The 26,895-nt window shown below is 34.3% G+C and carries 43 protein-coding genes; 40 read left to right on the forward strand and 3 right to left on the reverse strand.

The window, feature by feature from the left end:
• The first annotated feature begins 182 nt into the window (after window positions 1-182).
• Together F8153_RS09125 and F8153_RS09130 are read left to right on the forward strand one after the other, a co-directional pair.
• Entirely contained in the window at window positions 183-905 is a 723-nt protein-coding gene (locus F8153_RS09125; RefSeq protein WP_151866054.1) for a CPBP family intramembrane glutamic endopeptidase, read from the forward strand.
• 310 nt (window positions 906-1,215) lie between these two features.
• Window positions 1,216-1,764 (forward strand): GNAT family N-acetyltransferase, encoded by a 549-nt coding sequence (locus F8153_RS09130; protein WP_151866055.1) that lies wholly within the window; start codon window positions 1,216-1,218, stop codon window positions 1,762-1,764.
• Between the two features lie 409 nt (window positions 1,765-2,173).
• On the opposite strand, the gene F8153_RS16575 is transcribed toward F8153_RS09130, so the two are convergent.
• Window positions 2,174-2,302: a hypothetical protein gene (locus tag F8153_RS16575; protein ID WP_279237126.1), complete on the reverse strand. Its 129-nt coding sequence runs from the start codon at window positions 2,300-2,302 to the stop codon at window positions 2,174-2,176.
• A gap of 522 nt (window positions 2,303-2,824) precedes the next feature.
• On the opposite strand from F8153_RS16575, the gene F8153_RS09135 reads away from it, so the two are divergent.
• The 13 genes from F8153_RS09135 (at window position 2,825) to F8153_RS09190 (ending at window position 10,211) form a co-directional block, all read left to right on the forward strand.
• Entirely contained in the window at window positions 2,825-3,421 is a 597-nt protein-coding gene (locus F8153_RS09135) for a DDE-type integrase/transposase/recombinase (protein ID WP_192929750.1), read from the forward strand.
• A 32-nt stretch (window positions 3,422-3,453) separates the two neighbouring features.
• Window positions 3,454-3,822, forward strand: coding sequence for an aspartate/glutamate racemase family protein (locus tag F8153_RS09140; RefSeq protein WP_243136942.1), 369 nt, complete (start codon window positions 3,454-3,456; stop codon window positions 3,820-3,822).
• Between the two features lie 238 nt (window positions 3,823-4,060).
• Window positions 4,061-4,600, forward strand: coding sequence for a hypothetical protein (locus tag F8153_RS09145; protein WP_151866058.1), 540 nt, complete (start codon window positions 4,061-4,063; stop codon window positions 4,598-4,600).
• A gap of 294 nt (window positions 4,601-4,894) precedes the next feature.
• Window positions 4,895-5,185, forward strand: a complete 291-nt coding sequence (locus F8153_RS09150; RefSeq protein WP_151866059.1) for a nucleotidyltransferase family protein — start codon at window positions 4,895-4,897, stop codon at window positions 5,183-5,185.
• On the forward strand, window positions 5,182-5,514 hold the full coding sequence (locus tag F8153_RS09155; protein ID WP_151866060.1) for a HepT-like ribonuclease domain-containing protein: 333 nt from the start codon (window positions 5,182-5,184) through the stop codon (window positions 5,512-5,514). Before F8153_RS09150 ends, F8153_RS09155 begins: the two co-directional genes overlap by 4 nt.
• Before the next feature lie 277 nt (window positions 5,515-5,791).
• Window positions 5,792-6,301, forward strand: a complete 510-nt coding sequence (locus tag F8153_RS09160) for a hypothetical protein (protein ID WP_151866061.1) — start codon at window positions 5,792-5,794, stop codon at window positions 6,299-6,301.
• Between the two features lie 298 nt (window positions 6,302-6,599).
• A complete protein-coding gene (locus F8153_RS09165) occupies window positions 6,600-7,211 on the forward strand; it encodes a histidine phosphatase family protein (protein ID WP_151866062.1) in 612 nt (203 codons plus the stop codon).
• A 311-nt stretch (window positions 7,212-7,522) separates the two neighbouring features.
• A complete protein-coding gene (locus F8153_RS09170; RefSeq protein ID WP_151866063.1) occupies window positions 7,523-8,038 on the forward strand; it encodes a GNAT family N-acetyltransferase in 516 nt (171 codons plus the stop codon).
• Between the two features lie 290 nt (window positions 8,039-8,328).
• Window positions 8,329-8,469 carry a hypothetical protein gene (locus F8153_RS16115; protein WP_192929751.1) on the forward strand — a complete coding sequence of 47 codons (141 nt, stop codon included), beginning with the start codon at window positions 8,329-8,331 and terminating at the stop codon, window positions 8,467-8,469.
• Between the two features lie 24 nt (window positions 8,470-8,493).
• Entirely contained in the window at window positions 8,494-8,727 is a 234-nt protein-coding gene (locus tag F8153_RS16745; protein ID WP_408608758.1) for a PH domain-containing protein, read from the forward strand.
• 328 nt (window positions 8,728-9,055) lie between these two features.
• Complete coding sequence (locus F8153_RS09180) at window positions 9,056-9,301, forward strand: hypothetical protein (protein WP_151866064.1); 246 nt, start codon at window positions 9,056-9,058, stop codon at window positions 9,299-9,301.
• On the forward strand, window positions 9,301-9,687 hold the full coding sequence (locus F8153_RS09185) for a retropepsin-like aspartic protease (protein WP_151866065.1): 387 nt from the start codon (window positions 9,301-9,303) through the stop codon (window positions 9,685-9,687). The genes F8153_RS09180 and F8153_RS09185 overlap by 1 nt, the downstream gene beginning before the upstream one ends.
• A 344-nt stretch (window positions 9,688-10,031) precedes the next feature.
• Window positions 10,032-10,211 (forward strand): hypothetical protein, encoded by a 180-nt coding sequence (locus F8153_RS09190; RefSeq protein WP_151866066.1) that lies wholly within the window; start codon window positions 10,032-10,034, stop codon window positions 10,209-10,211.
• 26 nt (window positions 10,212-10,237) lie between these two features.
• On the opposite strand, the gene F8153_RS09195 is transcribed toward F8153_RS09190, so the two are convergent.
• Both F8153_RS09195 and F8153_RS09200 read right to left on the reverse strand, forming a co-directional pair.
• The gene (locus F8153_RS09195) at window positions 10,238-10,552 is read right to left on the reverse strand and encodes a type II toxin-antitoxin system RelE/ParE family toxin (RefSeq protein WP_151866067.1); all 315 of its coding nucleotides are present in this window, start codon (window positions 10,550-10,552) and stop codon (window positions 10,238-10,240) included.
• Entirely contained in the window at window positions 10,536-10,811 is a 276-nt protein-coding gene (locus tag F8153_RS09200) for a type II toxin-antitoxin system Phd/YefM family antitoxin (RefSeq protein ID WP_151866068.1), read from the reverse strand. The genes F8153_RS09195 and F8153_RS09200 overlap by 17 nt, the downstream gene beginning before the upstream one ends.
• Before the next feature lie 104 nt (window positions 10,812-10,915).
• Between F8153_RS09200 and F8153_RS16120 the strand changes: the two genes are divergently transcribed.
• From F8153_RS16120 to F8153_RS09305, 25 genes are all read left to right on the forward strand, one after another.
• The gene (locus tag F8153_RS16120) at window positions 10,916-11,200 is read left to right on the forward strand and encodes a GNAT family N-acetyltransferase (protein WP_192929752.1); all 285 of its coding nucleotides are present in this window, start codon (window positions 10,916-10,918) and stop codon (window positions 11,198-11,200) included.
• The gene (locus F8153_RS09205) at window positions 11,197-11,424 is read left to right on the forward strand and encodes a GNAT family N-acetyltransferase (protein ID WP_192929753.1); all 228 of its coding nucleotides are present in this window, start codon (window positions 11,197-11,199) and stop codon (window positions 11,422-11,424) included. Before F8153_RS16120 ends, F8153_RS09205 begins: the two co-directional genes overlap by 4 nt.
• Before the next feature lie 98 nt (window positions 11,425-11,522).
• On the forward strand, window positions 11,523-11,789 hold the full coding sequence (locus F8153_RS09210) for a YciI family protein (RefSeq protein ID WP_207707715.1): 267 nt from the start codon (window positions 11,523-11,525) through the stop codon (window positions 11,787-11,789).
• 337 nt (window positions 11,790-12,126) lie between these two features.
• On the forward strand, window positions 12,127-13,944 hold the full coding sequence (locus tag F8153_RS09215) for a GNAT family N-acetyltransferase (protein WP_151866071.1): 1,818 nt from the start codon (window positions 12,127-12,129) through the stop codon (window positions 13,942-13,944).
• Window positions 13,945-14,034: 90 nt separating this feature from the next.
• Window positions 14,035-14,304, forward strand: coding sequence for a hypothetical protein (locus tag F8153_RS09220; protein ID WP_151866072.1), 270 nt, complete (start codon window positions 14,035-14,037; stop codon window positions 14,302-14,304).
• Window positions 14,305-14,576: 272 nt separating this feature from the next.
• On the forward strand, window positions 14,577-15,218 hold the full coding sequence (locus F8153_RS09225; RefSeq protein ID WP_151866073.1) for a hypothetical protein: 642 nt from the start codon (window positions 14,577-14,579) through the stop codon (window positions 15,216-15,218).
• Between the two features lie 171 nt (window positions 15,219-15,389).
• Window positions 15,390-16,007 carry a lactate utilization protein gene (locus F8153_RS09230; protein WP_192929754.1) on the forward strand — a complete coding sequence of 206 codons (618 nt, stop codon included), beginning with the start codon at window positions 15,390-15,392 and terminating at the stop codon, window positions 16,005-16,007.
• A gap of 143 nt (window positions 16,008-16,150) precedes the next feature.
• Complete coding sequence (locus F8153_RS16125; RefSeq protein WP_192929755.1) at window positions 16,151-16,318, forward strand: hypothetical protein; 168 nt, start codon at window positions 16,151-16,153, stop codon at window positions 16,316-16,318.
• Between the two features lie 49 nt (window positions 16,319-16,367).
• The gene (locus tag F8153_RS09235; protein WP_151866075.1) at window positions 16,368-17,189 is read left to right on the forward strand and encodes a carcinine hydrolase/isopenicillin-N N-acyltransferase family protein; all 822 of its coding nucleotides are present in this window, start codon (window positions 16,368-16,370) and stop codon (window positions 17,187-17,189) included.
• Window positions 17,129-17,392 (forward strand): hypothetical protein, encoded by a 264-nt coding sequence (locus tag F8153_RS16130; protein ID WP_192929756.1) that lies wholly within the window; start codon window positions 17,129-17,131, stop codon window positions 17,390-17,392. The genes F8153_RS09235 and F8153_RS16130 overlap by 61 nt, the downstream gene beginning before the upstream one ends.
• Before the next feature lie 112 nt (window positions 17,393-17,504).
• Entirely contained in the window at window positions 17,505-17,729 is a 225-nt protein-coding gene (locus F8153_RS09240; RefSeq protein ID WP_151866076.1) for a hypothetical protein, read from the forward strand.
• 296 nt (window positions 17,730-18,025) lie between these two features.
• Window positions 18,026-18,823, forward strand: coding sequence for a GNAT family N-acetyltransferase (locus F8153_RS09245; RefSeq protein WP_151866077.1), 798 nt, complete (start codon window positions 18,026-18,028; stop codon window positions 18,821-18,823).
• 84 nt (window positions 18,824-18,907) lie between these two features.
• Window positions 18,908-19,105, forward strand: coding sequence for a hypothetical protein (locus tag F8153_RS09250; protein WP_151866078.1), 198 nt, complete (start codon window positions 18,908-18,910; stop codon window positions 19,103-19,105).
• A gap of 145 nt (window positions 19,106-19,250) precedes the next feature.
• Window positions 19,251-19,352, forward strand: a complete 102-nt coding sequence (locus tag F8153_RS16750; RefSeq protein ID WP_408608757.1) for a nuclear transport factor 2 family protein — start codon at window positions 19,251-19,253, stop codon at window positions 19,350-19,352.
• Window positions 19,321-19,566 carry a hypothetical protein gene (locus tag F8153_RS09260; RefSeq protein WP_151866079.1) on the forward strand — a complete coding sequence of 82 codons (246 nt, stop codon included), beginning with the start codon at window positions 19,321-19,323 and terminating at the stop codon, window positions 19,564-19,566. Before F8153_RS16750 ends, F8153_RS09260 begins: the two co-directional genes overlap by 32 nt.
• Window positions 19,567-19,821: 255 nt before the next feature.
• On the forward strand, window positions 19,822-20,217 hold the full coding sequence (locus tag F8153_RS09265; protein ID WP_151866080.1) for a hypothetical protein: 396 nt from the start codon (window positions 19,822-19,824) through the stop codon (window positions 20,215-20,217).
• A gap of 48 nt (window positions 20,218-20,265) precedes the next feature.
• Window positions 20,266-21,231: a phosphotransferase enzyme family protein gene (locus F8153_RS09270; protein ID WP_151866081.1), complete on the forward strand. Its 966-nt coding sequence runs from the start codon at window positions 20,266-20,268 to the stop codon at window positions 21,229-21,231.
• 51 nt (window positions 21,232-21,282) lie between these two features.
• Entirely contained in the window at window positions 21,283-22,131 is an 849-nt protein-coding gene (locus F8153_RS09275; protein ID WP_151866082.1) for an ornithine carbamoyltransferase, read from the forward strand.
• A gap of 44 nt (window positions 22,132-22,175) precedes the next feature.
• The gene (locus tag F8153_RS09280; RefSeq protein ID WP_151866083.1) at window positions 22,176-23,579 is read left to right on the forward strand and encodes an aminotransferase class I/II-fold pyridoxal phosphate-dependent enzyme; all 1,404 of its coding nucleotides are present in this window, start codon (window positions 22,176-22,178) and stop codon (window positions 23,577-23,579) included.
• A 43-nt stretch (window positions 23,580-23,622) separates the two neighbouring features.
• Window positions 23,623-24,084, forward strand: a complete 462-nt coding sequence (locus F8153_RS09285; RefSeq protein ID WP_151866084.1) for a GNAT family N-acetyltransferase — start codon at window positions 23,623-23,625, stop codon at window positions 24,082-24,084.
• Window positions 24,085-24,124: 40 nt separating this feature from the next.
• A complete protein-coding gene (locus F8153_RS16790; RefSeq protein ID WP_207707714.1) occupies window positions 24,125-24,535 on the forward strand; it encodes a Nif3-like dinuclear metal center hexameric protein in 411 nt (136 codons plus the stop codon).
• Window positions 24,511-24,879, forward strand: a complete 369-nt coding sequence (locus tag F8153_RS16795) for a Nif3-like dinuclear metal center hexameric protein (RefSeq protein WP_207707716.1) — start codon at window positions 24,511-24,513, stop codon at window positions 24,877-24,879. The genes F8153_RS16790 and F8153_RS16795 overlap by 25 nt, the downstream gene beginning before the upstream one ends.
• Before the next feature lie 27 nt (window positions 24,880-24,906).
• Window positions 24,907-25,416 (forward strand): GNAT family N-acetyltransferase, encoded by a 510-nt coding sequence (locus F8153_RS09295; protein WP_243136941.1) that lies wholly within the window; start codon window positions 24,907-24,909, stop codon window positions 25,414-25,416.
• Between the two features lie 115 nt (window positions 25,417-25,531).
• Window positions 25,532-26,503, forward strand: a complete 972-nt coding sequence (locus F8153_RS09300) for an NUDIX hydrolase (protein WP_151866086.1) — start codon at window positions 25,532-25,534, stop codon at window positions 26,501-26,503.
• 30 nt (window positions 26,504-26,533) lie between these two features.
• The coding region (locus tag F8153_RS09305; protein ID WP_151866087.1) for a DUF3795 domain-containing protein at window positions 26,534-26,895 on the forward strand (362 nt) is incomplete at its 3' end.

The raw sequence follows: 26,895 nt of genomic DNA on the forward strand, positions 1-26,895 counted from the left end.
ATGAGCGCCACACCTTCTCACTGGGAGCGAAGCTCCGCCAAGATGGTCTATCTATTGGGTCCAGCTCGAAGGCGTCGTAAACACTGGAACGTTATCTGCAATCTTATAAGATAAATGGATGATGACTAAAAAGTATATTGATAACAGCTAAAGTTAGATTCTTGAAGAAAGGAGTAAGGGAAATGAATAGGAAAAAAATAAGCAAATATATGACTATACCAATATTAACTTCAGTACTTTATGTTATTTATTTTTATGTAATTCTAGTACTTGCCATAGAGCAAAATATAACTTTCGATGTTGATTCTATTACATTGAGCAACGTAGTTTCAAAGTTAATAGCTGACTTTTTTATAATGCTATTCTTCCCGTTAATTTTGATAGTAATCTATTGGAAACGCTTAATTGATTTTAAACTTAAATTTAATCATTCATTTTTACAGTATTCTTTAATAATTATTATGCTCCTTCTATTTTTCTTGCATGGAGATTTCAGCATAAAAGGGTATTATAAATTATTTTTTTATCTAGTTGTTGTGGCTTTTGGAGAAGAGTTTTTTTTCCGTGGCTATGTCTATAATGAACTCTCTAAGTACAATAGGATCTTGGCAATTGTTATAAGTGGTTTATTTTTTGGGATTTTGCATGCAGTTTTACCAGGAGTATTGAAAGGATATACAATCTTCCAAATAGGTATTAGCATGTTAAGTGAAATTGGTGGTGGAATTCTAATAGGCTACTACTTTATATATCTTTTAGAAAAATCAAAATCACTATTTATCCCAGTATTTGTACATGCAATATTAAACTATACTGTAGGTATAATTGGAATTCTAACTGCTATAGGAACTGGGGTTTACTTATTAATAAATAGTAGGAAGGATTTAAAAGAAGAATTTAGCTAACAAATACTAGTATTCTTTAAATGTTTTTGAAGTGAGACTGCAGATAACACAATGTTTACGGCAGGTGCGGGCGGGCACGTGTCAAGGGAAAGGTCAGTGCACCACATCCCTTCACCGGGAACGAAGTTCCGCCAGGACGGTCTATCTTTAGGGTCCGGCTCAGCGACGTCGTAAACACGGAAACGTTATCTGCAATCCTTTGCATAATGGCCAGTTGTTAGTTGTCTTGATATTGATAAAGAGGAAAAGTGAGAAGAGATATATTGTAGTAGTAGAATATTATGAACAATAAATACGAGGAGGAATAGATATGATTATTGCAAATGTATTCCCTGTTATAGAGACAAAAAATCTAATATTAAGGAAGATGACGATTGAGGATAAGCATGACATTTTCCAAATGAGAAAAGACTCCATAATGCATGAGTATACTGATTCAAAACCCGATGAAAGTATAGAGGAGACTGAAACATATATTGATAAAATGCTTAATGGCATTGCTGAGAATAAATGGATTATATGGGCAATCGAACATAAACTGTCGAAGAAGGTTATTGGAACGATAAGTATTTGGAATATAGATAAAGAAAAGAGACTAGCAGAGCTTGGCTATGGTGTAATACCTGTTTTTCAAGGTAAAGGACTTATGAAGGAAGCACTTTTAGGTGCAGTAGATTATGGCTTTAATGCAATGAAGTTAAAATCACTGGATGCATATACTGAGGAGAATAACATTAGTTCCAATAAACTCCTTGAAAACTGTAAATTCAAAATAATAGACAAAGTTGAAGACCAAGGATATTGCAATGATCGAATTTATCATATGCTTATGTATAGGCTTGAAAACACTATTCAATAGTAGGAAATATTTTTAATACGTCATTAACGATAAAGAAGAATGGGTTTGGCGAGTGCAGGGATTAGGGTTGAGGACAGCAGATAACACACTGTTTACGGGAGGTGTAGGAGGAAACATTTATAGGGAAAGGTCAGGTACCACATCCCTTCACGGGAGCGAAGCTCCGCCAAGATGGTCTATCTTTCGAGTCCAGTTCGAAGGCGTCGCAAACACGGAGACGTTACATGACATTGATCCATGGTGAACTATAAATTAAAAAAAGTAGCTGAAAAATTCAACTACTTCGCTAATTTTATATAAGTTTTAATATCAAAAATTTCTTCTTCGTTTTGGTGTAATTTATGCTTAATAAAGCTAACATCTTTACTTATTTCGCTTAAGCATTGATTTGTAGACGTTCTAAATTCTGTTAAATCAGCAGTGTGATCATATATGCGTCTAGCTTTTTTTCAATGCGTGTTTGACCAGATTCAATATTAGTAATTTTATCATCAAGCGAATTAAGCTTACCGATTATTTGATTTAATAATTCTTCCATAGGAACACCTCCTAAAATTATTATAACTCAAAAGACGATGTTAGAAAACAATACACGTAAAATATTTTTAAAGCCCTTATATATAGCATGAAAAATTAGCGGGTTTAAATACTTAAATAAATTAAACAAAGAAGTTGTAAATGGTAAAATAAATTAGGCCATTTTCCGCCAAGCGAACTAGGCCATTCCTCGCCAGAAAGTAGTCCACTTTTGGCCAGGAATTGTACCACCTTAATCTGTTGTTATGATAAACTTTCTGTTAATGATAGTGAACTATCAGCAGAAAGGAAAATAGTGCAGATGAAGGAGATTAAAATGTACAGTAAAATTAATAAATTACAGCAAAAAGGTTTTTCTATTCGAAAAACAGCCAAACACCTGGGCATCAGCCGAGAGACTGTCAGGAAATATCGTGAAATCGATTTTGAGAGTTATATGTCAATGGCAGTGTCTATCCGGAAGCTCAGCAGTCTGGAGGAATACAGGGCGGTTATTCTGGATTGGCTTCATACTTATCCGGATATGTCATCAGCTCAAGGATATGACTGGCTACTGGAACACTATGAACCGGATGTATCCGAAAAAAGCGTCAGTCGCTATGTCAAAGGACTCCGTGAAGAATACAGCATAGCGAAGGCAAGTCACCCAAGGGATTATGAAGCCACTGAGGAGCTTCCCATGGGTTATCAGATGCAGCTAGACTTCGGGGTAAAGAATATGCCTCTTCTTGACCGGAAAGGATACAAGAAAGTATATTTTGTAGGGATGGTTCTTGCCCATTCCAGATATAAGTGGGGATACTTTCAGGACAAACCATTTACAGCTCAGGATCTCATTAACGCTATGGATGGCTGTTTTGCCTTTTTCGGTGGAACCACAAAGGAAATCGTTGTGGACCAGGACAGTATTATCACCGTCAGTGAAAACTATGGGGATATTATCTATACCCATGAATTCGATAAATATAAAGAGCTTCATAAACTATCCATACGTGTGTGCCGTAAAGCAGATCCTGAATCAAAGGGGATGGTTGAAAGTATGGTGAAATATGTTAAGGGAAACTTCCTACCCCATAGACACTATATGGAACCCGATGTCACATATGTTTTAATGAGTTAAAGAAAGAAATAAATATTCCAATATTAAATATTATTGATGAAACAATAAAAAAGGTAGGTTCAAACAGAAAGATCACTATATTTGCAACTGAAACAACATTTAATTCGGGGCTATATCAAGAAGGATTATCAAATTCAGATAACCAATTCATATTTAAGGATAGTTGGCAAGAAAGGATAAATACTATAATTCAAATGATAAAAGAGACAAGGGAATTATATGAAATTGGTTTTTATTGGGACGAATTAATTAAAGACGCTATTGAAACTGATGTTGTTGATATAATTATAGCTTGTACTGATTTAAGTGTTTTGAAAAATAATTTTAGCGATAAAGTTAATTTTATAGATTCATCCCAAGTTCTAGCAGAGTCAGTAGAAAAAGAATATTTAAAATACTAGTTTTAATAAGAAGCAATTGACCCACGGTCGTATAACAGCGTGTTTACATAAGGTGCTGGTGGACACTTTTTTAGAGCAGGGTCAGCGCACCACATCCCCTTACCGGGAACGAAGTTCCGCCAGGACGGTCATTCTTTGGGGTCCGGTTCAGGGACGTCGTAATACAGAAACGTTATATGAAAGATTGCTCTAAAATATATGAGCATCAACAAAAATTTTTGAAAGGAAGTGAAAGCATATGAACAGAGATTTTGAGCGGATTGACAAAGCCAAGCTAATATTGGAGAAAATAGCTAAAGGGGTTAATCCTGTTACTGGAGAGCAAATCGAAAATGATAGCTTCTTGAATGATCCTAGAGTTATTCGTTGTTTTTATTTCGTAACAGAAATTTTAGACAATGTGCGCAAAGGTGCTTACAATTCAGGTAAAAACACAAAATTTATTATTACACCAGAGCAAAAAGGGATGGTGGAGTTTCCAGCAAACAATATAGGTGTTAATGAATTTTCAAAACATGTAAATGCTTGCCTTGATTTAAGTATAAGTAAAAAACTCAGTGGAACCGAATTAAACAAGAGGCTAAAAAAGCTGGGGATATTAAGTGAAGAAAAAACAGAAGAAAGCAAGACAAGAACCATAACAAATGAGAAGTCAAAAGAATATGGTTTTGAAAGTGAGAAAAGGTCATTTAACGGTGTCGAATATGAAATGGTAGTAATAAATGACAAAGGAAAAAATTATTTATTAGAAAATATAGAGGCCATAATGGAATCATAAAAAAATGTTGGTTTTACTGGAAGTTACGGTTGTCATCCATCATATAACAATGTTTTTACGCACGGGTGCCAGGGGCACGTTCATTTGAACTTAATCCATAACCATAGGGAAGTAGGATCCTCGCACTACACCTTCTCACTGGGTGGCAAGCACCGCCAAGACGGTCTATCTTTTGGGTCCAGCTCGAAGGCGTCGTAAATGCGAGACGTTAGATGACAGACTAGTAATACTTGGTGTAGTCATAATATTATAAAAATTTCGAAAAGATGGTATAATGAGATTGAGGTGAGGAATATGCAATTAATCAATCAATTAAAAGAAAAAAGAAATGAAATACATAGAATTGCTAAATTATATGGAGTTGTTAAATTATGCTTGTTTGGATCAGTAGTACGTGAAGAGGATAATGAAAATAGTGATGTTGACTTCTTGGTTGAGTTTGAAGAAGGAAGAACCTTGTTTGACCTTATCAGATTAAAACAAGATTTGGAATCATTGTTAAATAAGCCTGTCGATGTAGTCACTGAAAAGTCTTTACATCCTTTATTAAGAGAAAAAATTGAAATAGAGGCGGTGCAAATATGAAGGATGATAAAATTTATTTAGTCCATATCATAGATTGTATAAAGAACATCCAAGAGTATACACATTCTGGTGAAGTGGAATTTTATCAATCAAAGCTTGTACAAGACGCTGTAATAAGAAATCTAGAAATAATTGGAGAAGCATCGAAAAAAATATCTAATGAGTTGAAACTTAAAGAATATGATATTCCATGGAGAGAAATGGCTGGACTAAGGGATGTTTTAATTCATGTTTATTTTGGAGTTGATTTAGATATCGTATGGAATGTTGTTAAAAAAGAGTTGCCAGGAATTAGAATTTCTGTTGAAAAGATAATAAAAGAGATATAAAAGGGGAGTTATTGCAAAAGGGATAACTCTCTTTGTCCATCATCTAGCAACGTGTTTAGAGCAAGGGTGCCAGAGGCAAGGTCATTGAAACTTAATCCATAACCATAACGGAGAAAGGTCAGCGCACCACATCCCTTCACCGGGAACGAAGTTCCGCCAAGGGGAAGGGTGGGTGGGTCCGGTTCAGGGATGTCGCAAACACGGAGACGTTATAGGAAATACCTAATAGAGTTTGTGCTGACACAATTATTTTAAAAAATCGATTGAGAGGTGTTCTATGAGGAGGAATACAGCATTCTATTTCATCGTATTAGTGACCATTGTTGTGTTGGTAGCTTGTTCGAACACTAGTAGTACAGCTAATTCAGAGTATTATGCTAGCGAAGACGAGGCAATTGAGAATGGATTAACTGAGAAAGACACTATTCTTTCTGTTGAAAAACATCAAAATTCTAACTTAGTGTTTTTTGAAAGGGAAGAGAATCTTGGGGCTGCTATTTTGACTGAGAAGAGTGGAAAATATAAGTTTGTGAGGGAGAATCCACTGTTTGGATTTGAGGGTGGTGGAGACTACTCAACTATTGTTTTTGTTATGAAAACCGAAAAAGGTGAAGAAATGGAAATATTGACTAGAAGGGTCTTCAATATGTCAGTTAAGAAAATTGTATTAGAAGATGAAGAAACAAAAGAAAGAGTTGAAATTTGGAACAGAATATCAAATGATAGTAAACTATTTTATTATATATTAGGTGAGAAGCCTTTAAGAGTCATTTCAATCAAGGAGTAGATGGGTTTGATATGACAAATATGGTGGGGCGTATGGTACTTCCTATAACAAAGTGTTTACACAAGGGTGCTGGGGGCTAGCTCACCGAAACTTAATCCATAGCCATAGGGAAGTAGGGTCAGGCACCACACCTTCTCACTGAGTGGCAAGCACCACCAAGACGGTCTATCTTTCGGGTCCGGTTCAGGGATGTCGCAAACACAGAAACGTTATATGACATACTCACAATCTTACAGGTCGATTTTTTGAAAAATATAGATGCTGGTTGAAGGCTCTCATTACTAGATAGGGGGATAACATGACAAAATTATTTATAACAAGGCATGGTCAAACTGCATGGAATATTGAGGGAAGACTACAAGGACAAAAAGACTCAAGGTTAACAGAATTGGGTGAAAAACAGGCAAGATGGCTTGGTGAAAGCTTAAAAGATGTTGACATTGATTTAATTATCTCAAGTTCCAGTGGTCGGGCATATCGAACAGCGGAAATTATTCGTGGAAATAGAAAAATTGATATAGTGCCAAATAACAATTTAATGGAAATGAATATTGGCGAGTGGGAAGGTCAACTACATACAGAAATAGAAGAACATTCACCAGATCAACAAAGAAACTTTTGGAATTTTCCTCACATGTATAAGCCCAGAGGCGGAGAAACTTTTTATCAAGTTTTAGACAGAGCAAGTAATGAAATTGAAAAAATTATTTCAGAACATGAAGGAAAAAATATTTTAATTGTTACCCATGCGGTTGTTCTAAGGGCATTAATTACATATTTTGAAAAAAAGGATATTAAAGATTTTTGGAATGGAACTTTTATGCACTCTACTTGTTTGAATATAGTTGATGTGGGGAAAGATATAAGAACGTTTATTTTACAGGGAGATATATCTCACTATCAAGAGTAGGTTAATTAGAAAGTTTTAAAAACTTGCTCGGGTCATTTGTGAGTACATCATATAACAATGTATTTACACAAGGGTGCTGGGGGCAAGCTCACCGAAACTTAATCCATAACCATAGTGAAGCAGGGTCAGGCACCACACCTTCTTGCTGGGTGGCAAGCACCGCCAAGATGGTCTATCTTTAGGGTCCAGCTCGAAGGCGTCCTAAACACTGAAACGTTATGTGCAATGGTGATTTGGGGCTGTGCTTTGAAGTTTTGTTTGGTAGCTGTGGTTGCATGAACAAATGCTATTATAAAACTGGAGGTATTCAGATGTATTTAGAAAAAGGAGATTTAATAATGAGAAGTGCCACGTTAAGTGATACCAAAATCTTAGCAAACTGGTGGAATGATGGTAAAGTGATGGCTCATGCTGGCTTTCCAAATGGAATAGGAATATCGGAAGAAACTATTTTAAAGAATCTAAAACCTGAACAAAATCCCTTGTTTATTTTAGAAATAAATGGTAAACCCGTTGGAGAAATGAGTTATCGAGATATAGAGGAGAATGTAGCTGAGATTGGCATAAAAATTTGTGATTTTAGTGTTCAAACCAAAGGTTATGGAACTCAGTTTTTAAAAATGTTAATCAGTTATTTATTTGAACAGAGGGGTTATGAAAGAATTATTCTTGATACAAATCTTAAAAATAAACGAGCTCAGCATGTGTATGAGAAGATAGGTTTTAGAAAAATACGTGTAAATATTGATTCGTGGGAAAATCAACTAGGCGAAGTACAGTCATCTGTTGATTATGAAATAACCAAAGAGGAGTTTAATAGCAGGTAACCAATAGTTCATTAAAAGAAGGGTAAAGATTCACCACGACACATAACAATGTTTTTGCGCAAGGGTGCTGGCAGACAAGTTTAGAAGGACAGGTCAGCGCACCACATCCCTTCACCGGGAACGAAGTTCCGCCAAGACGGTCTATCTTTAGGTCAGCTCGAAGGCGTCTTAAACACTGGAACGTTATGTGAAATATGCTTCCAATGGTGATTGTTAGTCGGAAGTTTTTTGATAGCTGATCAAACTATATGCTGATAATTTCTTAAAATGAAGAATAGGGAGGACTTTTTATGCGGTTTAACTCAAAAAAAGATTTATGGCTTGGTCTTTTAATTTGGATTCCAATTAGTGGAGGATTTATTGTTTCACTTATGAGTGAAGGTTGGTTAATTAAAATTCTAATGCTAGCAACAGCAATTTTCGCTGGTTGAATATGGTTTCGTACAAGCTATTATATTTCAGAGGAAATACTTATTATAAAATGCGGTCCATTCAGTGAAAAGATATCAATAAAAGATATTAAAAGCATTAAAAAAACACGAAATCCACTTTCATCTGCTGCTCTTTCAATTAATAGGATTGAAATAAGGTATGGATTTTCGGGTATGACCTTAATATCTCCAAAGGATAAGGAGCAATTTGTTGGACTCATTTTACAGAAAAATAACAATATCGATATTAAAATATAAGAAAGAAAAAAAAAATACATAGATATAGTCGAGGTTTGAGGTGTGTGCATATTACCTCACATAACAGCGTGTTTACAGGAGGTGCGGGTGGGCATGTGTTAAGTGAAAGATCAGCGGATCACATCCCTTCACCGGGAACGAAGTTCCGCCAAGACGGTCTACCTTTGGGGTCCAGCTCGAAGGCGTCGTAAACACTGAAACGTTACACGAAATCATTAGAATAACAGTGGCTAGTAAAATGATTCTTTTGATGAGAATATAAACTTATATGAATAAAAATGATATAATTATTATATAAAGAACATTTTGAAAAAGGTGGTGTAAACAAGTGAAATGGGAAGAAGTAAGAAAAATATATCCTAACAGATTTGTTAAGATTCAAGTTCTAAAATCACATATTAATGACAATATTAGATATATTGATGATATGGCAGTAATAGAGTCATATGATGATGATAGAGAAGCAACAAGAGAATTAGTGAGAGCAAAAGACGATATTCTAGTTTATCATACTGCAAATGAAAAAATTGAGATTGAAATAAAACAAATATTTGGATACAGAGGTGCTGTTTGATGAAATTAGAATTTAGAGATGGGCTAATATACACTTCAATCCAAGTAGTTTACAAAGGAAGAACTAAAGAAATTAAAAATGTAGTAATAGACACGGGAGCAGCTGAAACCATTATTTCTCCAGATGTCGTTGAAGAATTAGGGGTAATAGCTGAACCTACTGATAAAGTCAAATCTTTTTATGGAGTGGGAGGAAGTCTTCATAACTTTTTTACAAAAATGGTTGATGAAATTATTTTAGATAAAAAGAAGCTTTCAAATATTAAAGTTGATTTTGGAATGATTGATCCTAGAGGATGTATAAATGGTCTAATGGGACTTGATTTACTTATGAAAATTGGAGCAGTAATTGACTTGAAGGAATTATCAATTAGAGTAGATAAGTAAACTGGTATATAGATAGTCGCCTCAGTTGAGGCTATTATTTTTTGCTGTATGACTCGGTGTAACACTGTGTTTACGGGAGGTGCTAGGAGCACGTGTTTAGGGAAAGGTCAGCGCACCACATCCCTTCACCGGGAACGAAGTTCCGCCAGGACGGTCTATCTATGGGGTCCAGCTCGAAGGCGTCGCAAACACGAAACGTTATACACAATAGCCTTCAGGGCATATCCTATGGGTTGAAGATCCAGAAGATCCAGAAGAACTACTTAAGTATAGTAATTAGATTTTTAGTAGTGTATAATATTTATAAAGTATGAATATTAGATATTATGAGAGAGGTGATAATTATGCAATCAATTAAAGAAGAGGCCATTCGTATTATATCTAATTTACCAGATGATGTTTCAATTGATGATATAATGTATAAGCTTTATGTGGTTGAGAAGGTTAGAAAAGGAAAAAGAGATATAAGTAAGGGAAATTACCTTTCAAGTGATGACTTAAGGAAGGAAATTGAGAAATGGTAAAATGGTCGAATTCAGCAAAATATGACTTAAAGCTCATTCATAAAAAATGAGTATTTTCTTTTACCATGTAAAATTCTTCTTATTTCAACTACATCTTCAATAACTACATAAAAGATAAGATAGTTCTGTACAACTAATACTCTATAGTTTAGATATTGTAATCTTGTGTCTTTAGGAATATGTCCAATAAAAGGAAAATTTTCAAGCTTGGAAATTGATGAATCTAATTCATCAATAAAATTAATCGCAGCACTAGAGTTATCATTTTGGATATATTCAAAAATTTCTAAAAGGTCTTTTTCAGCTATTGGTAAATACTCTATTCTAAATTTCTTTTTCATTAGCTAAAGACCTCATTTTACTAATTAATTCTTTATGTGTTATTCTGGGAGTACTTGAAGAGCTTTCAGCTTCTGCTATACTTAGCTTCTGGTATAGGTCTAACAAAGCCTGTTGTTTTTCATATAGGGCAATACTCATAACTACTAAATCACCTTGTCCATTCTTAGTTATAAATACTGGTTCATTTTCTTGATGGCAGATTTCAGCTATTTGATTAAAATTGCTTCTTAGGTCAGAAACAGGTCTGATATTTGGCATTAGTCACAACTCCTTATCATAATTTATAACTATATTATATCATAATAATGATAAAAAAACATGTTTTTGATGCCAGATAACAATATGTTTACGGGAGGTGCGGGTTGCATGTATTAAGGGAAAGGTCAGCGCACCACACCTTCTCACTGGGAGCGGAGCTCCACCAAGATGGTCTATCTTTAGGTCAGTTCGAAGGCGTCGTAAATACAGAAACGTTATACGAAATGGGGGCATTTAAGCTCTCAATAATAAAATGGAGAGAATTCATTTGTTGGAGGGAAAAGACTAATGAATTTATGGGCTTAATTACATTAAGGGTGGCAAACACACAGCCTAGAGGTGAAATAGGTTATTGGATTGGAAGGAAATTTTGGCGAATGGTTTTATGACCGAAGCAGTACGTATATTGAATGAATTCTCCTTTGATAAGTTAGGATTAAACCGAGTTCAAGCAATACATATGATTGGGAATGTAGGTTCAGGACGAGTTATGGAAAAGGCAGGCATGAAATATGAAGGCCTACTAAGACAGTACTTATATAGTAAAGGGAAAAATTATGATGTAAAAATGTATTCAATATTAAAAGAAGATTTTAAAAAAGATGGAGAGTAGCTTTCTGGTAAGATAAATGGTGACAATAGTAGAATATAGTGTGAACCAATCATTTATAATAATTGTAAGTAAGTGAGGAGGCGAAATAAGTGACATTTATGTATTTAATGAACAATCAAAAGCCATTAAATTACGAAGTTATAGAGAGTCATGTGGAATACTTAAAAGAATTAAAATCACAAGGTAAACTTATGCTCTGTGGCCCTTTTACCGATTATCCTGGGGGTATGGTCATTTTTTTAGCAGAAGATTTAAATGAAGCAACAAAAATTGCAGAAGCTGACCCATTTATTGCATCGGGGTTCAAATCATATGAAATTAGAACAATACAACTAGCAAATGAGGAAAATAATTATTTACTTTAATCTTGGAACAAAAGCATTCTCTAAAGGTCGCAATGTTCTTAAAATATGCTGCTAATTTCTAGACATTTGAAAAAGAAAAGTGAGGATTGGAAGGGCTTTATCAGAGGATTTTGAGTGATTCCGCCATAAAACAACGTTTTTACGCAAGGGTGCGGGGCAAGTTCGCTGAAACTTAATCCATAGCCATGGTGAAGTAGGGTCAGGCACCACACCTTCTCACCCACCAAAACGGTCTATCCTTAAGGTCCCGTTCAGGGAGGCCGTAACCATGAAACGTTAGGTGAAATAGGTTTCAGATAGTTTATCATCCTATAATATGTGAAACGGAGAGAAGCAAATGTATAAATATAAAACCATTATATTTGATTTAGACGGCACATTGTTTAAAACTGACACAATATTTAATGAAGCTATTAATCGAGCTTGTATAGAAAGAGGAGTAGAAACATGGGAAAGAGATAAGTTGATAGATCTTATAGGAAAACCTACGATAGATATTTGTAGAGTAATTTTTGGAGATAAAATAACCAATGAAGAAGTGGAAGCTATAAGAAATGAGGTAAGGTCAATCGAGGAAAAACTCCTGGTTCAAGCAGGAAAGCTATATGATGGTGTTGTTGATACTTTAGACAAACTCGAAAAAGCTGGCTATACCCTTTGTATTTGTACAAACGGTAGCGACATTTATGCTAATAGAATACTAAATAATTTTGCAATAAAAGACAAGTTCTTTCTTATCAAATCGAGGGTTGAAGGGCTTTCTAAATCACAACAGATTAAACAAATTTTAGATGAAACTGAGTGTTGTAGTGCTATAGTGGTAGGGGATAGGACTTCAGATTTTGAAGCAGCTGAAGAAACGGGTTGCCTGTCTATTGGAGTTTCTTATGGTTATGGATGCAATGAATATCAATATGCAGATTTTACTGCAATATCACCAATAAATATTTATTATATTATAGAAAAAATTAATAGCATTTACTACAAAGTGTCCAACATAATAATGAGTTCTAAAAAGAAAAATAAGGCGCTTATTGCTGGGATAAATGGTGTAGATACTTCAGGAAAAACAATCTTTACTAAAGAATTAGCAAATTATCTTAAAAAGTTTGGATTCCATGTCCAAACTATTCATATGGATGATTTTCATAATCCTTCTGAGATTAGATATAAAGATTCAAATCCTATCCTATCATATATACAGAATGCGTTTAATCTTAATTGTATTGAAGATGAGTTGTTAAAACCAGTTTTATCAGATGGGATATTAGAAAAAGAGCTAACTTTATTAGATTTAGAGAGTAATGAATTGAATATCATTAAAAAGTATGAAATTAATCCAGATACAGTAGTTTTAGTTGAAGGCGTATTGCTTTATAGAGAACCGATTGATAAATATTTTGATATTAGAATATACCTAGATATTTCATTTGATGAAGTATTAAAAAGAGCTTCTATAAGAGATGGATATCTGATGGGGGAAAAAGTTATTGAAAAATATCTTCAAAAGTATATTCCTATTCAGAAATGGTATATTGAAAAATATCAGCCGATTAAGAAAAGCACTATAATAATCAAGAATGATAATTATGAAAAGCCTGAAATAAGTTTTGATATGGAAAATGTGTTTAAAGAAAAAGAGTACAGGATAGAGTTAAATACTGCTGTAGAAGAAGATTTAGATGATATTAGAGAATTACACAAAGAGGACTATGTCAAAGAAATGCTTGGGGTTACAGAATTACCGGATAAAGAATCTCTTAAAGTTAAAAACACAAAATGCTATGTTATATTAACTCGGACAAGTGAATTTGCTGGGATAATTGAGTTTTTCGGTATTTCATGGAGGAATAGAAGAGCTGAGTTAAGTATTATTATTAAACATGAATACAGAGGAAAAGGATACGGAACAGAAGCTATAGAGAAAGTACTTGATATTGGATTTGGTGAATTGGGATTTAATAGAATATGGCTAAGAGTATTAGAGTACAATAGGCAAGCTATTGAAAGTTATATAAAAGCAGGGTTTATAGAAGAAGGTGTATGTAGGGAGGAAAGCATTAGGTTTGGAAAGTTCAAGAACCAAGTTCAGATGAGTATATTAAGAAATGAATGGCTTCACCGAAGAAATAAAGTATCTAATAAAATTACATAAGACCTACTTCACCTAACATTGTTTTTACCCAAGGGTCTGTTTAGTTGGGTCAAATTATTGGAGTTTCAGTAGAAAAAATGGAGGAGTTCTATGAAACGGTTAATTTTAACATCAACTGGTTTTGATAATAAGGATATTGAAAAGAAATTTTTGGAGTTAGTTGGCTTGCCTAGTGAAGAAATTAAAGTAATATTTGTCCCAACGGCAGCAATTACTGAAGAACAAAAAGAAATTATCCCTCTCTGCAAGAAAGACCTCTTAAATGCTGGTGTTTCTGAAGAAAATATCATTGCATATGATTTAGACCGAATAATAACTGCAGAAGAAATAAGTAATTGGGGGTTACTTATTTATCAATAGTAGGAAGGAATTAAAAGAAGAAATTGGGGGGATAAAGTGTTAGATAAGTCGATTCCATATTTTAATATAGTAATGAAAAGAAAGCCTAAAACACCAATTCTAAATAGAATAAAGACTAATTAACAGTATATGGTATTTAGTATTTAAATGCACCTGAAATCATGCCTAAAGTTTATGTTAGACATGGTAGATAAAGGAGGACATTATAGTAAGTTCATATTCAAGTTATGTTCCATGATTCAAAGAATAAATTTTTAGGGGGAGTTAGACTTATGAGATTAAAAAGTATAATCATTCTAATGATAATTCTTGTTTTTTCACTTTCTTTAACATCTTGTCAAACAAATGACAGTGCCAGGAGTAATGAAGATAAAACAGTAAAATTAGATTTTTTTATATCTCCAGAACAAATTATTGCAATGGATGAGACACTAAGTAAAGAGATGTTGGAATTAGGTGATAGGGCAAGGACCGCTGATGAAGAAATGAAAGAAAAGTATGGTAATGAAAAAATAACAGATATGAACATAATTGATAGTGAAGTAGATGGCAATGAAATTATAAATGAATATATGAAGATATTGGATAAAGGCAGAATTATTGAAGATATAAATACCATAGAAGATACCTTTAATCAGCTAAGAAAAATTAAAGGAAAAATCGTTGAAGTAAGTGAGTTAGATATGGATAGAATCGTAGCAACTTTTTATTTAAATGATGATAAAGAAACTCCTTATTTAGATAATACCCATGAAGATTATATTAGAGTGTTTTATCTTTTGGAAGATAATATTGAAGTAATTACAAAAATGACAAAATCTACAATCGGCGAAACAGAATTAAACCATATTAAAGCGAAGATTTCCAATGAATTAGCTTCAACATTAAGAGGACTTTCTCAAAGCCACAACTAACTTTTGCATGATATCGTATTATAAATACATCAACTTTTCAATCAGATTGGTTAGCGAGAGTAGGAGATTAAAGTTGAACTCATTTTGGTGTCTCTTCTGATAGAAGATCAGGGTGTAAACATAGCCTATTACAGTTAAACAATGAATAATGATATGAAAAGGGGTACTTGGATGGAAAAAGAAAATGTAGATGTTCTTATAAAAAACTTAGCCGACAGAAATATTGAAGGATATTGGTTTGAGGATTTTGCTGCTGCAAAAACGAAAATTATGAATATGATATCTGTCTCAGAAAGTGTTGGCATTGGAAATTCAATCACATTGAAAAACATGGAATTGAGTTTTGAACTAAGTAAAAGAGGAAATTTAGTGTTTGATAAAACACTAGCTAAAAATAAAGAAGAAATAAGAGCATTGAAAAGAAAAGCGCTTCTGTCTGATTGGTATATTACAGGAACTAACGCCATTTCAATGGATGGACATATTGTCAATATGGATCATAGTGGCAATAGGGTGGCGGCTATGTTATATGGACCAAATCATGTGATTGTTGTAATTGGTATAAATAAAGTAACCAAAACTTTGGATGAAGCCATATACAGAGTTAGAAACATTGCTTCGCCAAAGAATGCCAAGAGAGCAGGAATGAATCCACCATGTGTTGATTTAGAACAGTGTGTAGATTGTAAATCGCCAGAAAGAGTATGTAATAACCTAGTGATCATAGAAGGACAAAATGACAAGAAAAGAATGAAAGTATTTATTGTAAATGAAAACAATGGCTTCTAATCTACTAAAGAATCTATTTTAACACTACATTCGTATAATATTTAAAGGAGAAATGATGTTGGAGATCGTGTTTATTTAAAATATTAATAATTTACAACCTAATAAGTGGAGTATTATTATAATGAAAGAATGAAGGTGCAAGAATGGTAGAAGTTAACTGGACAATGCTTATCCAAATTCTAAACATGGTGCTACTTGTAGGGATCATATACTTAGCTTTCTTTTTAATTGTAAAGCTGCCAAAGAACATCAAAAGCCTTAAGAATTTAGAAAAACAGATAGAAGAAATTAAGAAGAAAATAGACAACTAAGATAATACTAAGGAAAATGTAAGTATTTCATAGGTTGGAGGTAAATTAAATGAAGAAGGCTAAAGTAATTCTTATTGTTTTAGTATTTATATTAATAGGTTTAAGCTCTATATCCTATGGATGTACAAGCTTTGCCGTATTTTCTATTAACAACCTTTATGGTATGAATTTTGATTATCCGGAAACAGAAATGCGGATAATGATTCATAAGATTAAAGAGGGGAAAGCTTTTGCAATGGAGTTTAAACAAGGGAATGACTATATACCCTTTGTTGGGATGAATAGTAAGGGACTATTTGTCGCAGTTCAAAACTTATATCCCGAGACCCAAGGGAAAAACCAGCTGGAGGAAAATGAAATCTATATTGGTGAATTAGGGGCTCTGATAGGAGAGTATGATAAGGTTCAACAAATTGAGAAATATCTTGAAGATAAAAGACTTGTAAGCATGCCTATAAGTATCCACCAGTTGTTTGCAGATAAGTATGGAGATTCTATGATAGTTGAAGTTGGTGATGATGAAAATAAAACTGTAAAAACTACAAAAGATTTTGTAGTAATGACAAATTTTCCAAATGCTAATTTCATAGATAAAACCTATAAAGAAGTTTATGGGGTTGGAGATGAGCGATATAAAACTGCATATGAGTATATAGAAAAAAATATTGATGAGTTCAATTTAGAATCAGGTTGGGAAGTGTTAAAAAGTACTGTTCAAATATCTGGGGGTTATCCAACACAATCTTCTATGATGTTTGATCCTCAAAAAGGTGAAGTATATATTGTCTTTAAAAGAGACTTTGATAAGATATGGAAAATATCTCTAGAAAAAGAAACAATAGAAGGGGTAAAGGTTTTGAAAAACCTATAGAAGTTAAAATAAAACCCGAAGGCATCTTAGCATCGGAATTAATAAGCCTTAGTGAAGAAACCAGTGCCATTTCTGTTAAAGAAGATATCAAAACAAAAGCTTCAAGTAATACCAATATGTTGTATTGGATATTTGGGCTAGGATTCATACTTATGTTGATTGTAAGTATGGGGATTAAAAAAAACAGGACAATTAATAAGTAGAAAAAATAAAGTTTCTAGTTGTTATGTTGATACATAGATATAATTTATTAATACTACCAACTAATTAAAATGTATATATATAGGGGATAAATTGTGAAAAGGGGACTTAGTTATGACGGATATTTTTGATATTACCTCAGAACAGGTGGAGGTTATAAGAGAGCTATGGGAGAAAAATAGACAGTACCATGAAGATCATTCGGAGTATTTTAGCGAGATATATCGTTCTATTTCTTTTGATGACAGAATGAAAGGCTTTAGAGCCTTTAACGAGGATGCTCTTAAAATAACAGTTGCTGAAGATGATGGTGAATTGATGGGGTATTGCATATTGTAGCAGAAGGGAATCATTTACTGAATAACGTATTAACGGGGTTAGTGGCAATGAATGAGTTTTAGATAATGGGTTCTCTATCAAATGGGGGACCCCTTATACTATCTAATCCATGTTTTATCAGCTTTAGTTTTAAACTGTTTAATTAGGAAATTAAAGGATATTTCTATATTCTGAAGAATTTCCTATATGGAAGTATAGTTTTGGGAGGTCTATAAGGAAAATTCCTTCACTCCTAACAATAATATTTTGACAGAATAGGTAGCAGGGGCTGCTTATTCAATAAAGGAGAGGATAAAATGATTGATATATTTGATAAAAGCCTTGAAGAATTAAAGGAGTGCGAAAACACCTATCTTAGTTATTTTACTGAAGTTACAGAACTTAATGACCATTGGTTATTCAAGGACCACCATATAGCGGATATGTATACTCATAACTTTATTTACATAAAGGAGGGTTTAAATAACCAAGATGCTCTTAACCTTGTAAAGGGAAAAATTAATGATAGCAGGGATAAATCCTTTATAAACTTTTTGTTTCACCCCAACTATCATTTGGATTGGAAATCCTTTAAGGATATTGGTTTAGAGGTTTCTTTTTTAGCTTATATGACAATTGAAGCTGAGAAATTTAAGATATATAAGCTAAATGAAGAATGCATAGTTAAAATTGCCGAAGATGAAGGAATGCTTTACGACGGAATTATTTGCGACATTAATGGAGATGACAGTGATTTTTCATTTTCATATAGAAGTAACATCCGTAAAAAGAATGTGTTTTTGAATCATAGAGATCGATTTTTTTACTTTATTGCGTATATAAACAATGTTCCAGTAGGAAAATGTGAGGTATTTATCGATGGTAATCTTCTGCGAGTTGAAAGTTTGATGGTTTTAGATTCCTTCAGAGGTAAAAGGATAGGAAGTAACATTCTACATGCAGTTAAAGAATTTGCCATAAAAAAGAATATTAAAACCATCTACCTAATGGCGGAGGTGGATGATACACCAAAGGAAATGTATCGAAAAATGGGTTTTGATACATTGGGAAAAGAATGCTGGATGCTACGGAAAAAAGAGAATAAAAAACTATAAGCATTAACAGGATTAAATCAAAAATGTATATATTATTCAAGGGATAGAGCATATAAGAGGGTTAATTAAGGGGGATATAAGGTAATGAAAAAAAGCTTATTGGTATTCTTTGTTGTGATTACACTATTTGTTTATACTGGGTGCAACACAAATAAAACAGTAACCAGCAGAGATAATAGTGAAGATAAGGAAGCAATATTAAAGACATCCCTGGATTATATTGAAGGATGGTATGAAGGGGACCCTAAAGAATGGATAGCGCATTACATCCTGATATGGTAAAGAGACTTTTTTCTAAGGGTAATTTAGATGAATTAAGTACTTCCCAAATGGTAGCTAGTACTAGACGTGGTGGAGGAAGGAATGTTAAAAAGATAGCTATCAGATTGAGGTTGAAATACTAGATATAAGTAATAATATTGCATCGGTGGTTACTAAATCTGAGTATATTGATTACTTGCATCTTGCCAAGGTGAATGATGAATGGGTAATTGTCAATGTTCTTTGGGACTTTAATCGTAAGGAATAATCAGCTTATAGAGATAAAAGAACTGGTTAGAGGTGGTTATATAATGGATTATATTAAATTTTCTTTACTACTATTATCAGCAATATTTATACATATTGTAGTTATAGGTTTATTTATGAAGATAGCAAATTTTATAGGTGAGAAGCTAGGTATAGGAAGATTTGTTATGTATTTAATCCATAAATTGCAGAAGATTGTTAAGAGACCATTATAGGTTTAGGGAAAGCATATAAATAAGATTAACCCAGTATAGGGCATACCTTAAAGGTGGTTTTACCACCTTTAACAGTTTTTTGTTTATAGCATATTAAGCTCTTAAAAGACTTTCCAAGTTAAATGCCATTAAATGGATAATAAGTGTTAATTTATTGTAATTGTAGGAGGATATTGAAATCCATAATAGAAATAGAAGAATTATATATAGAAATAAGGTGCTGAGAAGGCCTAGCTTAGAAAAGGGGGAGACTATGTGAGGAAAAATAAATTCTTGTTAGTCATTGGGATGGCAGTAGCTTTAATTTTGATCTATTTTTGGAATCCAATTCATTCACCATGGGAGTCTGTTACTTACCCACTCACAGAGAAGGCTGAAGAGTATGTGATCTTTCAAGATAGCCTAAAAAGGGGAACAGAGATTACCTGTAGGTTAGACCTGAAAAGTGGAGCAGAGGATAAAGGTAAGCTAACATTGGTTTTACCTAATGGTGAAGAAATCCAATGGACAGAAGGATATCAGCAGACAGGAAGACAGCTAAAAATGAAAGCAAGTCAATCTGGGGAGTATCTTTTAATTCTATCAACCTCACCAATAGACAATACTCAAGGAATATCACCGCCAGAAGTTGAAGTGGATTGGTTTTTTTAAATAGAGGCAAGAAGGTACTAATTTCTTATAAAGCAGGGGGAGGGCCTTATGATTACTGTTGAGGTGTTAAAAAAGGTAGTTGATCAATATAACGGGGATGATTCTACCATTAAGCTTCTAGGTGGATTTAATAATAGTGTATATGAGTTTGTAATCAACAATCAAAGCTTTGTAATTAAGTTTTTCTGCCCATCACAAAGGGATAAATCTTATATTAAAGGAGAGCTTGATTGGATTATTTACCTAAGTGAAAAAGGAATGAAGGTGGCCAAACCGGCCTTTGGAATAGAAGGGAACTATATTCATGAAATTCAACGGGATAAAGGAGTTTATTACTACGTCCTTTTTGAAAGGGTTAAGGGACAATTCATTGATGATTTAGGGTGGGATAATAAGTTGATAGAAAGCTGGGGACAAGCAATGGGGAGGCTCCATACCTTAGCTAAAAATTATAAAGTATCTGATGATGCCAAAATTTATAGCTGGTTTGAGACTGATATCATTACAACCCTACCTAGCTCTGACAAGGTTTTAATCAAATGGAGGCAGTATATCCAAAGGTTAAAATCTCTACCAACTGATAAGAACTGCTATGGGATCATACATAACGATCTACATCATAAAAATCTTTATTTTGAAAATGAAGAGGTTATTCTCTTCGACTTTGGAGATTGTGAACATAGTTGGTTTATCTACGATATTGCCATAGCTTTATATCATGCTATACAGGGGTATCCAGCAGTAAATGAAGGAGAAAGATTGGAGTTTGCCAATAGATTTCTTAAGGGGTTTCTAAAGGGTTATAAACTAGAAAACACGATGGAAGACCATTGGCTTAAGGAGTTAAACTTTTTCCTTGATTATAGACAGCTATACTCTTATTTATATCTTCTAATGCATTTGGATAGGAAGAATATAGAGGGAAAATTAAAGAACTATTTAGAAAACATGAAATATAGAATTGAGAAGGGGATTCCTTATCTTAAAGGATTTAATCCTCAGGCTGTAATATAACCCATAACAAAGTGGGTTTTAAACACATATTGATTAGGGGAGTGTTGGGAAATGCATTTATTAAAGATTTTAGATTTAACAGAGAAACAGGTATTAGAGATATTTGATTTAGCAGATACCTTAAAAAGTAAAGGGATGGTTAATAAATTACAAGGAAAAACAGGTGTACTTTTTTTTCCAGAGTCCAGCATTAGAACGCGAATCACCTTTGAAAAGGGAATAACAGACCTAGGGGGACATAGCATCATTTTTCCGCCTCCTACCCTAGACAAACGAGAAAAGCTAGAAGATGTTATTAAATATATTGAAAATTGGGCTGATTTTGTAATTGTAAGGCATTCCGACTTTAATAAGCTGGACGAACTGGCAAAATACTCAAGTATTCCCATTATAAATGCTATGACGTCAGAAAATCACCCCTGTGAGATACTCTCGGATTTATATTCCTTAAGAACTATCAGAAAGGATTATCGTCAATTAACCTACACCTTTGTAGGGGAGGCCGGGAATATTTCTAAGTCCTGGGTAAATGCAGCAAAAGTGCTTGATTTAAAGCTTAACCACGTATGCACTCAGGGGAATGAGATAAAGGATAATGACTCCAACTACTCCTTCACTACAGAGCTAGAAGAGGTATTACCTAAGAGTGATATCCTTCTTACGGACCCGCTATCAAGTGAGATGAAAACCAAGGAATATATTGAAAAATATCAGATAACATTGGAAAGGATGCAAAAGACCCAAAAGAACTCCCTATTAAATCCATGTCCTCCCTTTTATCGTGGGGAAGAGGTTTCTGAGGATGCGATTAATTCTGATTACTTTGTAGGCTATGGTTTTAAAGAAAATCTTGTTTATCTACAGCAGGCTGTTATTCTTTACTGCTTAGGGATTAGCTAACTAAAAAATTAAAAGATGCCTAGACATTCAAAGGGGGATAATCAATGAAAACACCATTATATAACTCATTAAGAGATTATGGTAATAAAGTACAATATAGAATGCATATGCCAGGCCATAAGTCCCTAGAAGAACTATACAAGACTACAGGCTTCCATAAGGAGATGCTGAACCTTGACCTAACGGAAATTGAAGGAGTTGACAGCTTATTTCACCCAAGGAGTAGCTTGCTGGAGGCTCAGGAAATAGCAGCTAACCTATATGGTGCAAAGGAATCGATTTTTCTTGTAAATGGTGCCAGTATTGGAATAATGGCCAGTATAATGGCTGTAGTTGGTGAGGGAGAAGAATTGATTATCCCAAGAAACGCCCATAGATCAGTTTTTAATGCTTTATTGTTGGCAGGTGTTAAACCCATATACATTATGCCAGAAATAGACTTTGATACAGGAGTAGCAATGGGTATAAACCCATTAGAGATTGAAAGGGCATTGACAGAGAATCCCAAAGCTAAAGGGGTTTTAATAGCCCATCCCAATTTCTATGGCTTTTGTAGTGATATAGAGGCTATTGCCAAGATTGTACATAAATATGATAAGGTTTTAATAGTGGACGAGGCCTGTGGCTCCCACTTTAAATTCCATAAGGAGCTTCCCATCAGTGGCATTGAGGTGGGGGCTGATCTCATAGTTCACGGAACCCATAAAAACTTACCGGCCCTTACACAGAGCGGTATTCTCCATATTTATTCCAACAGGGTAGATGAAAAAAAGCTAAAGCACTACCTTATGATGCTGCAGTCATCAAGCCCCTCCTATATCCTCTTGGCATCCCTTGAGATTGCTCTAAAAATAGTAGAGGAGAAGGGTATAGACTTGTTTAATAGCCTATTTGAAAACATCAGCTTATTGAAGGAGAGTTTTAAAAAGATCAAGGGAGTAAAATGTCTAGACAATAACCTGATAGGGAAATACAGCATAGCAGGTTATGATTTTTCCAAGGTGGTAATCAACTTTCAACAATTAAATCTTAGGGGTTATGAAGTAGAAGCCATTCTAAGGGATAGGTATGGCATTCAATGTGAGCTTTCAGACCCGGCAAACATTCTAATCACCTTTACTATTGCAGATTCCCGTGAAGTGTTTTCAAAGGTTTTGGCTGCAATAGAAGAAATAGCAACAGAGGCTGAAATAATTAATGATAAAGGGTGTTTAACTGAAGGACCATGGCACCTACCCCAATTGGTGTATACCCCTAAAGAGGCGGAAAATAAAGGATGGCAGGAGATTGATATTTCCCATGCCAAGGGAAGGGTATCGGCAGAAACCTTAAGCTCCTTTCCTCCCGGCATGCCAATTATAAGAGCAGGGGAAAGGGTAGATGAAAGGGTACTGGAGTTATTAAAGGCATACAGGGATGTTAAAAACATAAAGGTTATCATAGAGTGATTTCCGATTGACAATTGGGACCTTTTGAATGGGGGACTAACGGATGAAAATAGAATATAGAGAATATAACAGTAGGGATGAAGAAGAACTAAAGCAGATGATAAGGGGCCTCTACAAGGAGGATCAAGAGAGAGAAGAAATAGATGATATTAAAATCCATAAAACCATAAGGGAGTTTATGAAAAATCCCAGCAAATTAAAGATTATCATTATTTCATATGATAATCATGTGGTGGGTTATTCAATTCTTATTCCATTTTGGAGCAATGAGTATGGAGGAAATATTATACATATTGATGAGTTATTTATAAAGGGTAAATATAGGAATCAGGGCATAGGAAGGGATTTCATTAAAAACTCAAAGGAGTTTTTTGAAGAGGTGGCGGCCCTAGCAATGGAGGTGACTTCGGCCAACCGAAGGGCATTAAGCTTATATCGGAGCTTAGGCTTTCTTGAAGGGAACAATAAGCACTTAATATATAAACTCCCCTTAGGATTAAGGTAGATCTTCCATTATTATGTAAAAGAAATAGGGGGAGGAGAAAATGCGATTAAAGGAAATTGAAGAGTATATTCTTCATTTATTTGAAACCAGAGATTATAAAATGTTTCATGAAGAAAGTGGGATTACAGTTAGAGCTACTGAAGATGTTAAAAAAATTGGATACTGTACAAACCTAACCCTAGACACAATTGAAGAGGGAAAAAGGAATAAGGTTGATCTGATAATCACCCATCACGATGCATGGGAATTTATGTATGGACTTAAGGAAGCCTGTAGAGAAAAACTCCTGGAATATAATATATCTCACTATTTTAATCATCTGCCATTGGACGACTGCGATTTTGGCACCAACAACTCTTTAATTGAAAAGTTAGGACTTAAAATTATCGAAAAAGCCACAATGAAGAGGGTTTCTACTGTGGAAGAATTGCTGAATTTGATGAGGCTGTAGAGTTCCAAGACCTTGTAAAAAGCCTTGAAGAAAGCCTTGATGAACCCGTAAAGGCTTGGCGGTTTAAGGATGGCAAAATTAAAAGGGTGGGTCTGGTCTGTGGTGGGGGAGGCTTAACTCCTGATGTAAAGATTGCCTATGAAAAAAATTGCGATGTTTATATTACTGGTGAAAAAATACTATATACCATTGAATATGCACAGTTTATTGGAATGAATTTAATCATAGGAAGCCATACCTTTACAGAAATATTTGGAATCGAAGGCCTTGCCAAGAAAATTGCTAGTCATTTTAGTGACATCGAGATTGTTAGATTACATGAAGACCATCTTGAAGCATTATAAAAGGAGAAGTTTTGAAGGGGAGATATAATGAAGATCTATGAAGTAGGAGATTTAATTATCATCAGAAATACCAAAGAGGATGAGCTGGATTATGTAGTGGAGGCCGAGAAAAAACCAGAAAATGCCCAGTTTGTATTACAATGGACAAAGGAACAGCATAGGGAGGCACTGGACCAAGGGGATATTTTACATCTAATTATAGCGGAAAAAGCCAGTGATCAGCCGGTGGGTTATATCATTTTGGCAGGTATTACTGGCTATAGTAGGAGTATTGATTTTAAGAGAATCGTAATTACGGATAAGGGGAAGGGCTTTGGTAGACAGGCAGTAAGCCTCATTAAGAAAATCGCCTTCAAAAGACTAAATGCCCACAGACTTTGGCTGGATGTTGTATCCAACAATCATAGGGCAAGAAACCTCTATAAATCAGAGGGCTTTACTGAAGAGGGGCTTATGAGGGAATGTATTCTTATGAATGGTGGTTATCAATCAATGGTTTTGATGTCAATTTTAGAGGATGAGCATCTAGAAGCTTGATAGATCAATAAGTATTTTCAACAACTGCAGGTGCTATCAAATTGGTGATGGCACTTTTTATATAGGAAAATATCCCTTATAATAAAATAAAGAAACTAATTATAGGGGGAAGAAAATGTTATTTAATATATCCTTAGGAATTGATAATAAACCTAATGACATTAATAATATTACTATTAGAGAAGCCGTAAGGGCTGTCATTATCAAAGATGATAGGATACTGATGGTTTACTCTAATAAAGGAGACTACAAATTTCCAGGAGGGGGTATAAAAAAGGAGGAAAACCATGAAGAAACCCTCAGACGGGAGGTTTTAGAAGAAACAGGATATACTGTTATTCATGTTATGGATATGCTGGGGGTTGTAACAGAAAGAAAGTTAGATCTGTATGAACAAAATACTCTATTTGAAATGGTGTCCCATTATTATCTATGTAGAGTAGATAAGGAGCAAAGCCTTCAGCAACTGGATGAATATGAAGAAGAGCTGGAAATGAAACCTGTTTGGATTACTATAGAGGAATGTATCTATGCCAATGAAGAAGAGCTTAAAAAATCAAATGAATATAAAAACAGCTGGATACATAGGGAGACCCTAATTCTCAAATTCTTAAGGGAGAGTTCTGAAATAATAGCCTCCATTCATGAGGATATTGTATTTGGTGAAAGAATTATGGATACAAACTACCTCCAAAGAAGGGGTGCCTATGGAGTTTTGATAAATAATGAAGGGAAAATTGCCTTCATTAAGGTGAGGGATGGATACTTTCTACCCGGTGGAGGAATAGAAGAAGGGGAAGATTTAAGGCAATGCCTAAAGCGGGAGTTCCTAGAGGAAACCGGATTGAAGATCGAGATCATAAAATTCCTTGGAAGGGCTTCTCAATATCATCTTTCTAGGAGACATCAGTATATAAAACTCATAGGATATTTTTATATGGTCAGCTTAAGCCATGACACGAAGCTTAAAAAAGAAGCAGATCATCAACTCTTATGGATGGAGGTACCTGATTGCATATCTAAACTTTTTTTAGATAATCAAGGATGGGCAGTTTCTAAGCTGGTTGAGAAAGCTATTAAAGCATAAAGGAATAAAGGAATAAGAGGGGGAGAGTATATGAGCAAAATAGTAGCCTATTGCGGCAATATCTGTAATGATTGTCCTGTATTAATTGCAACCATGGCCAATGATATGGAAATGAAAAGAAATTTGGCTAAGGAATACTCAAAGGAGGATTATGTACTAAATCCAGAGGATATAAACTGCTATGGATGTACAATAACAGATAAAAATCAACTGTTTAAATTCTGCATGGAGTGTGAAATAAGGCTTTGTGGATTAGGCCGGGAGGTTGAAAATTGTGGACATTGTAATGATTACCCCTGTGATAAATTAAATAAACCCTTCGAGATGTCGGCTAAAAGCAAAGAGACCTTAGATCAAATAAATAAAGACTTAAAGCATTCCTGTAATACGTG

It is taken from the genome of Alkaliphilus serpentinus (genome assembly GCF_009017255.1).
Taxonomy (GTDB): domain Bacteria; phylum Bacillota; class Clostridia; order Peptostreptococcales; family Natronincolaceae; genus Alkaliphilus_D; species Alkaliphilus_D serpentinus.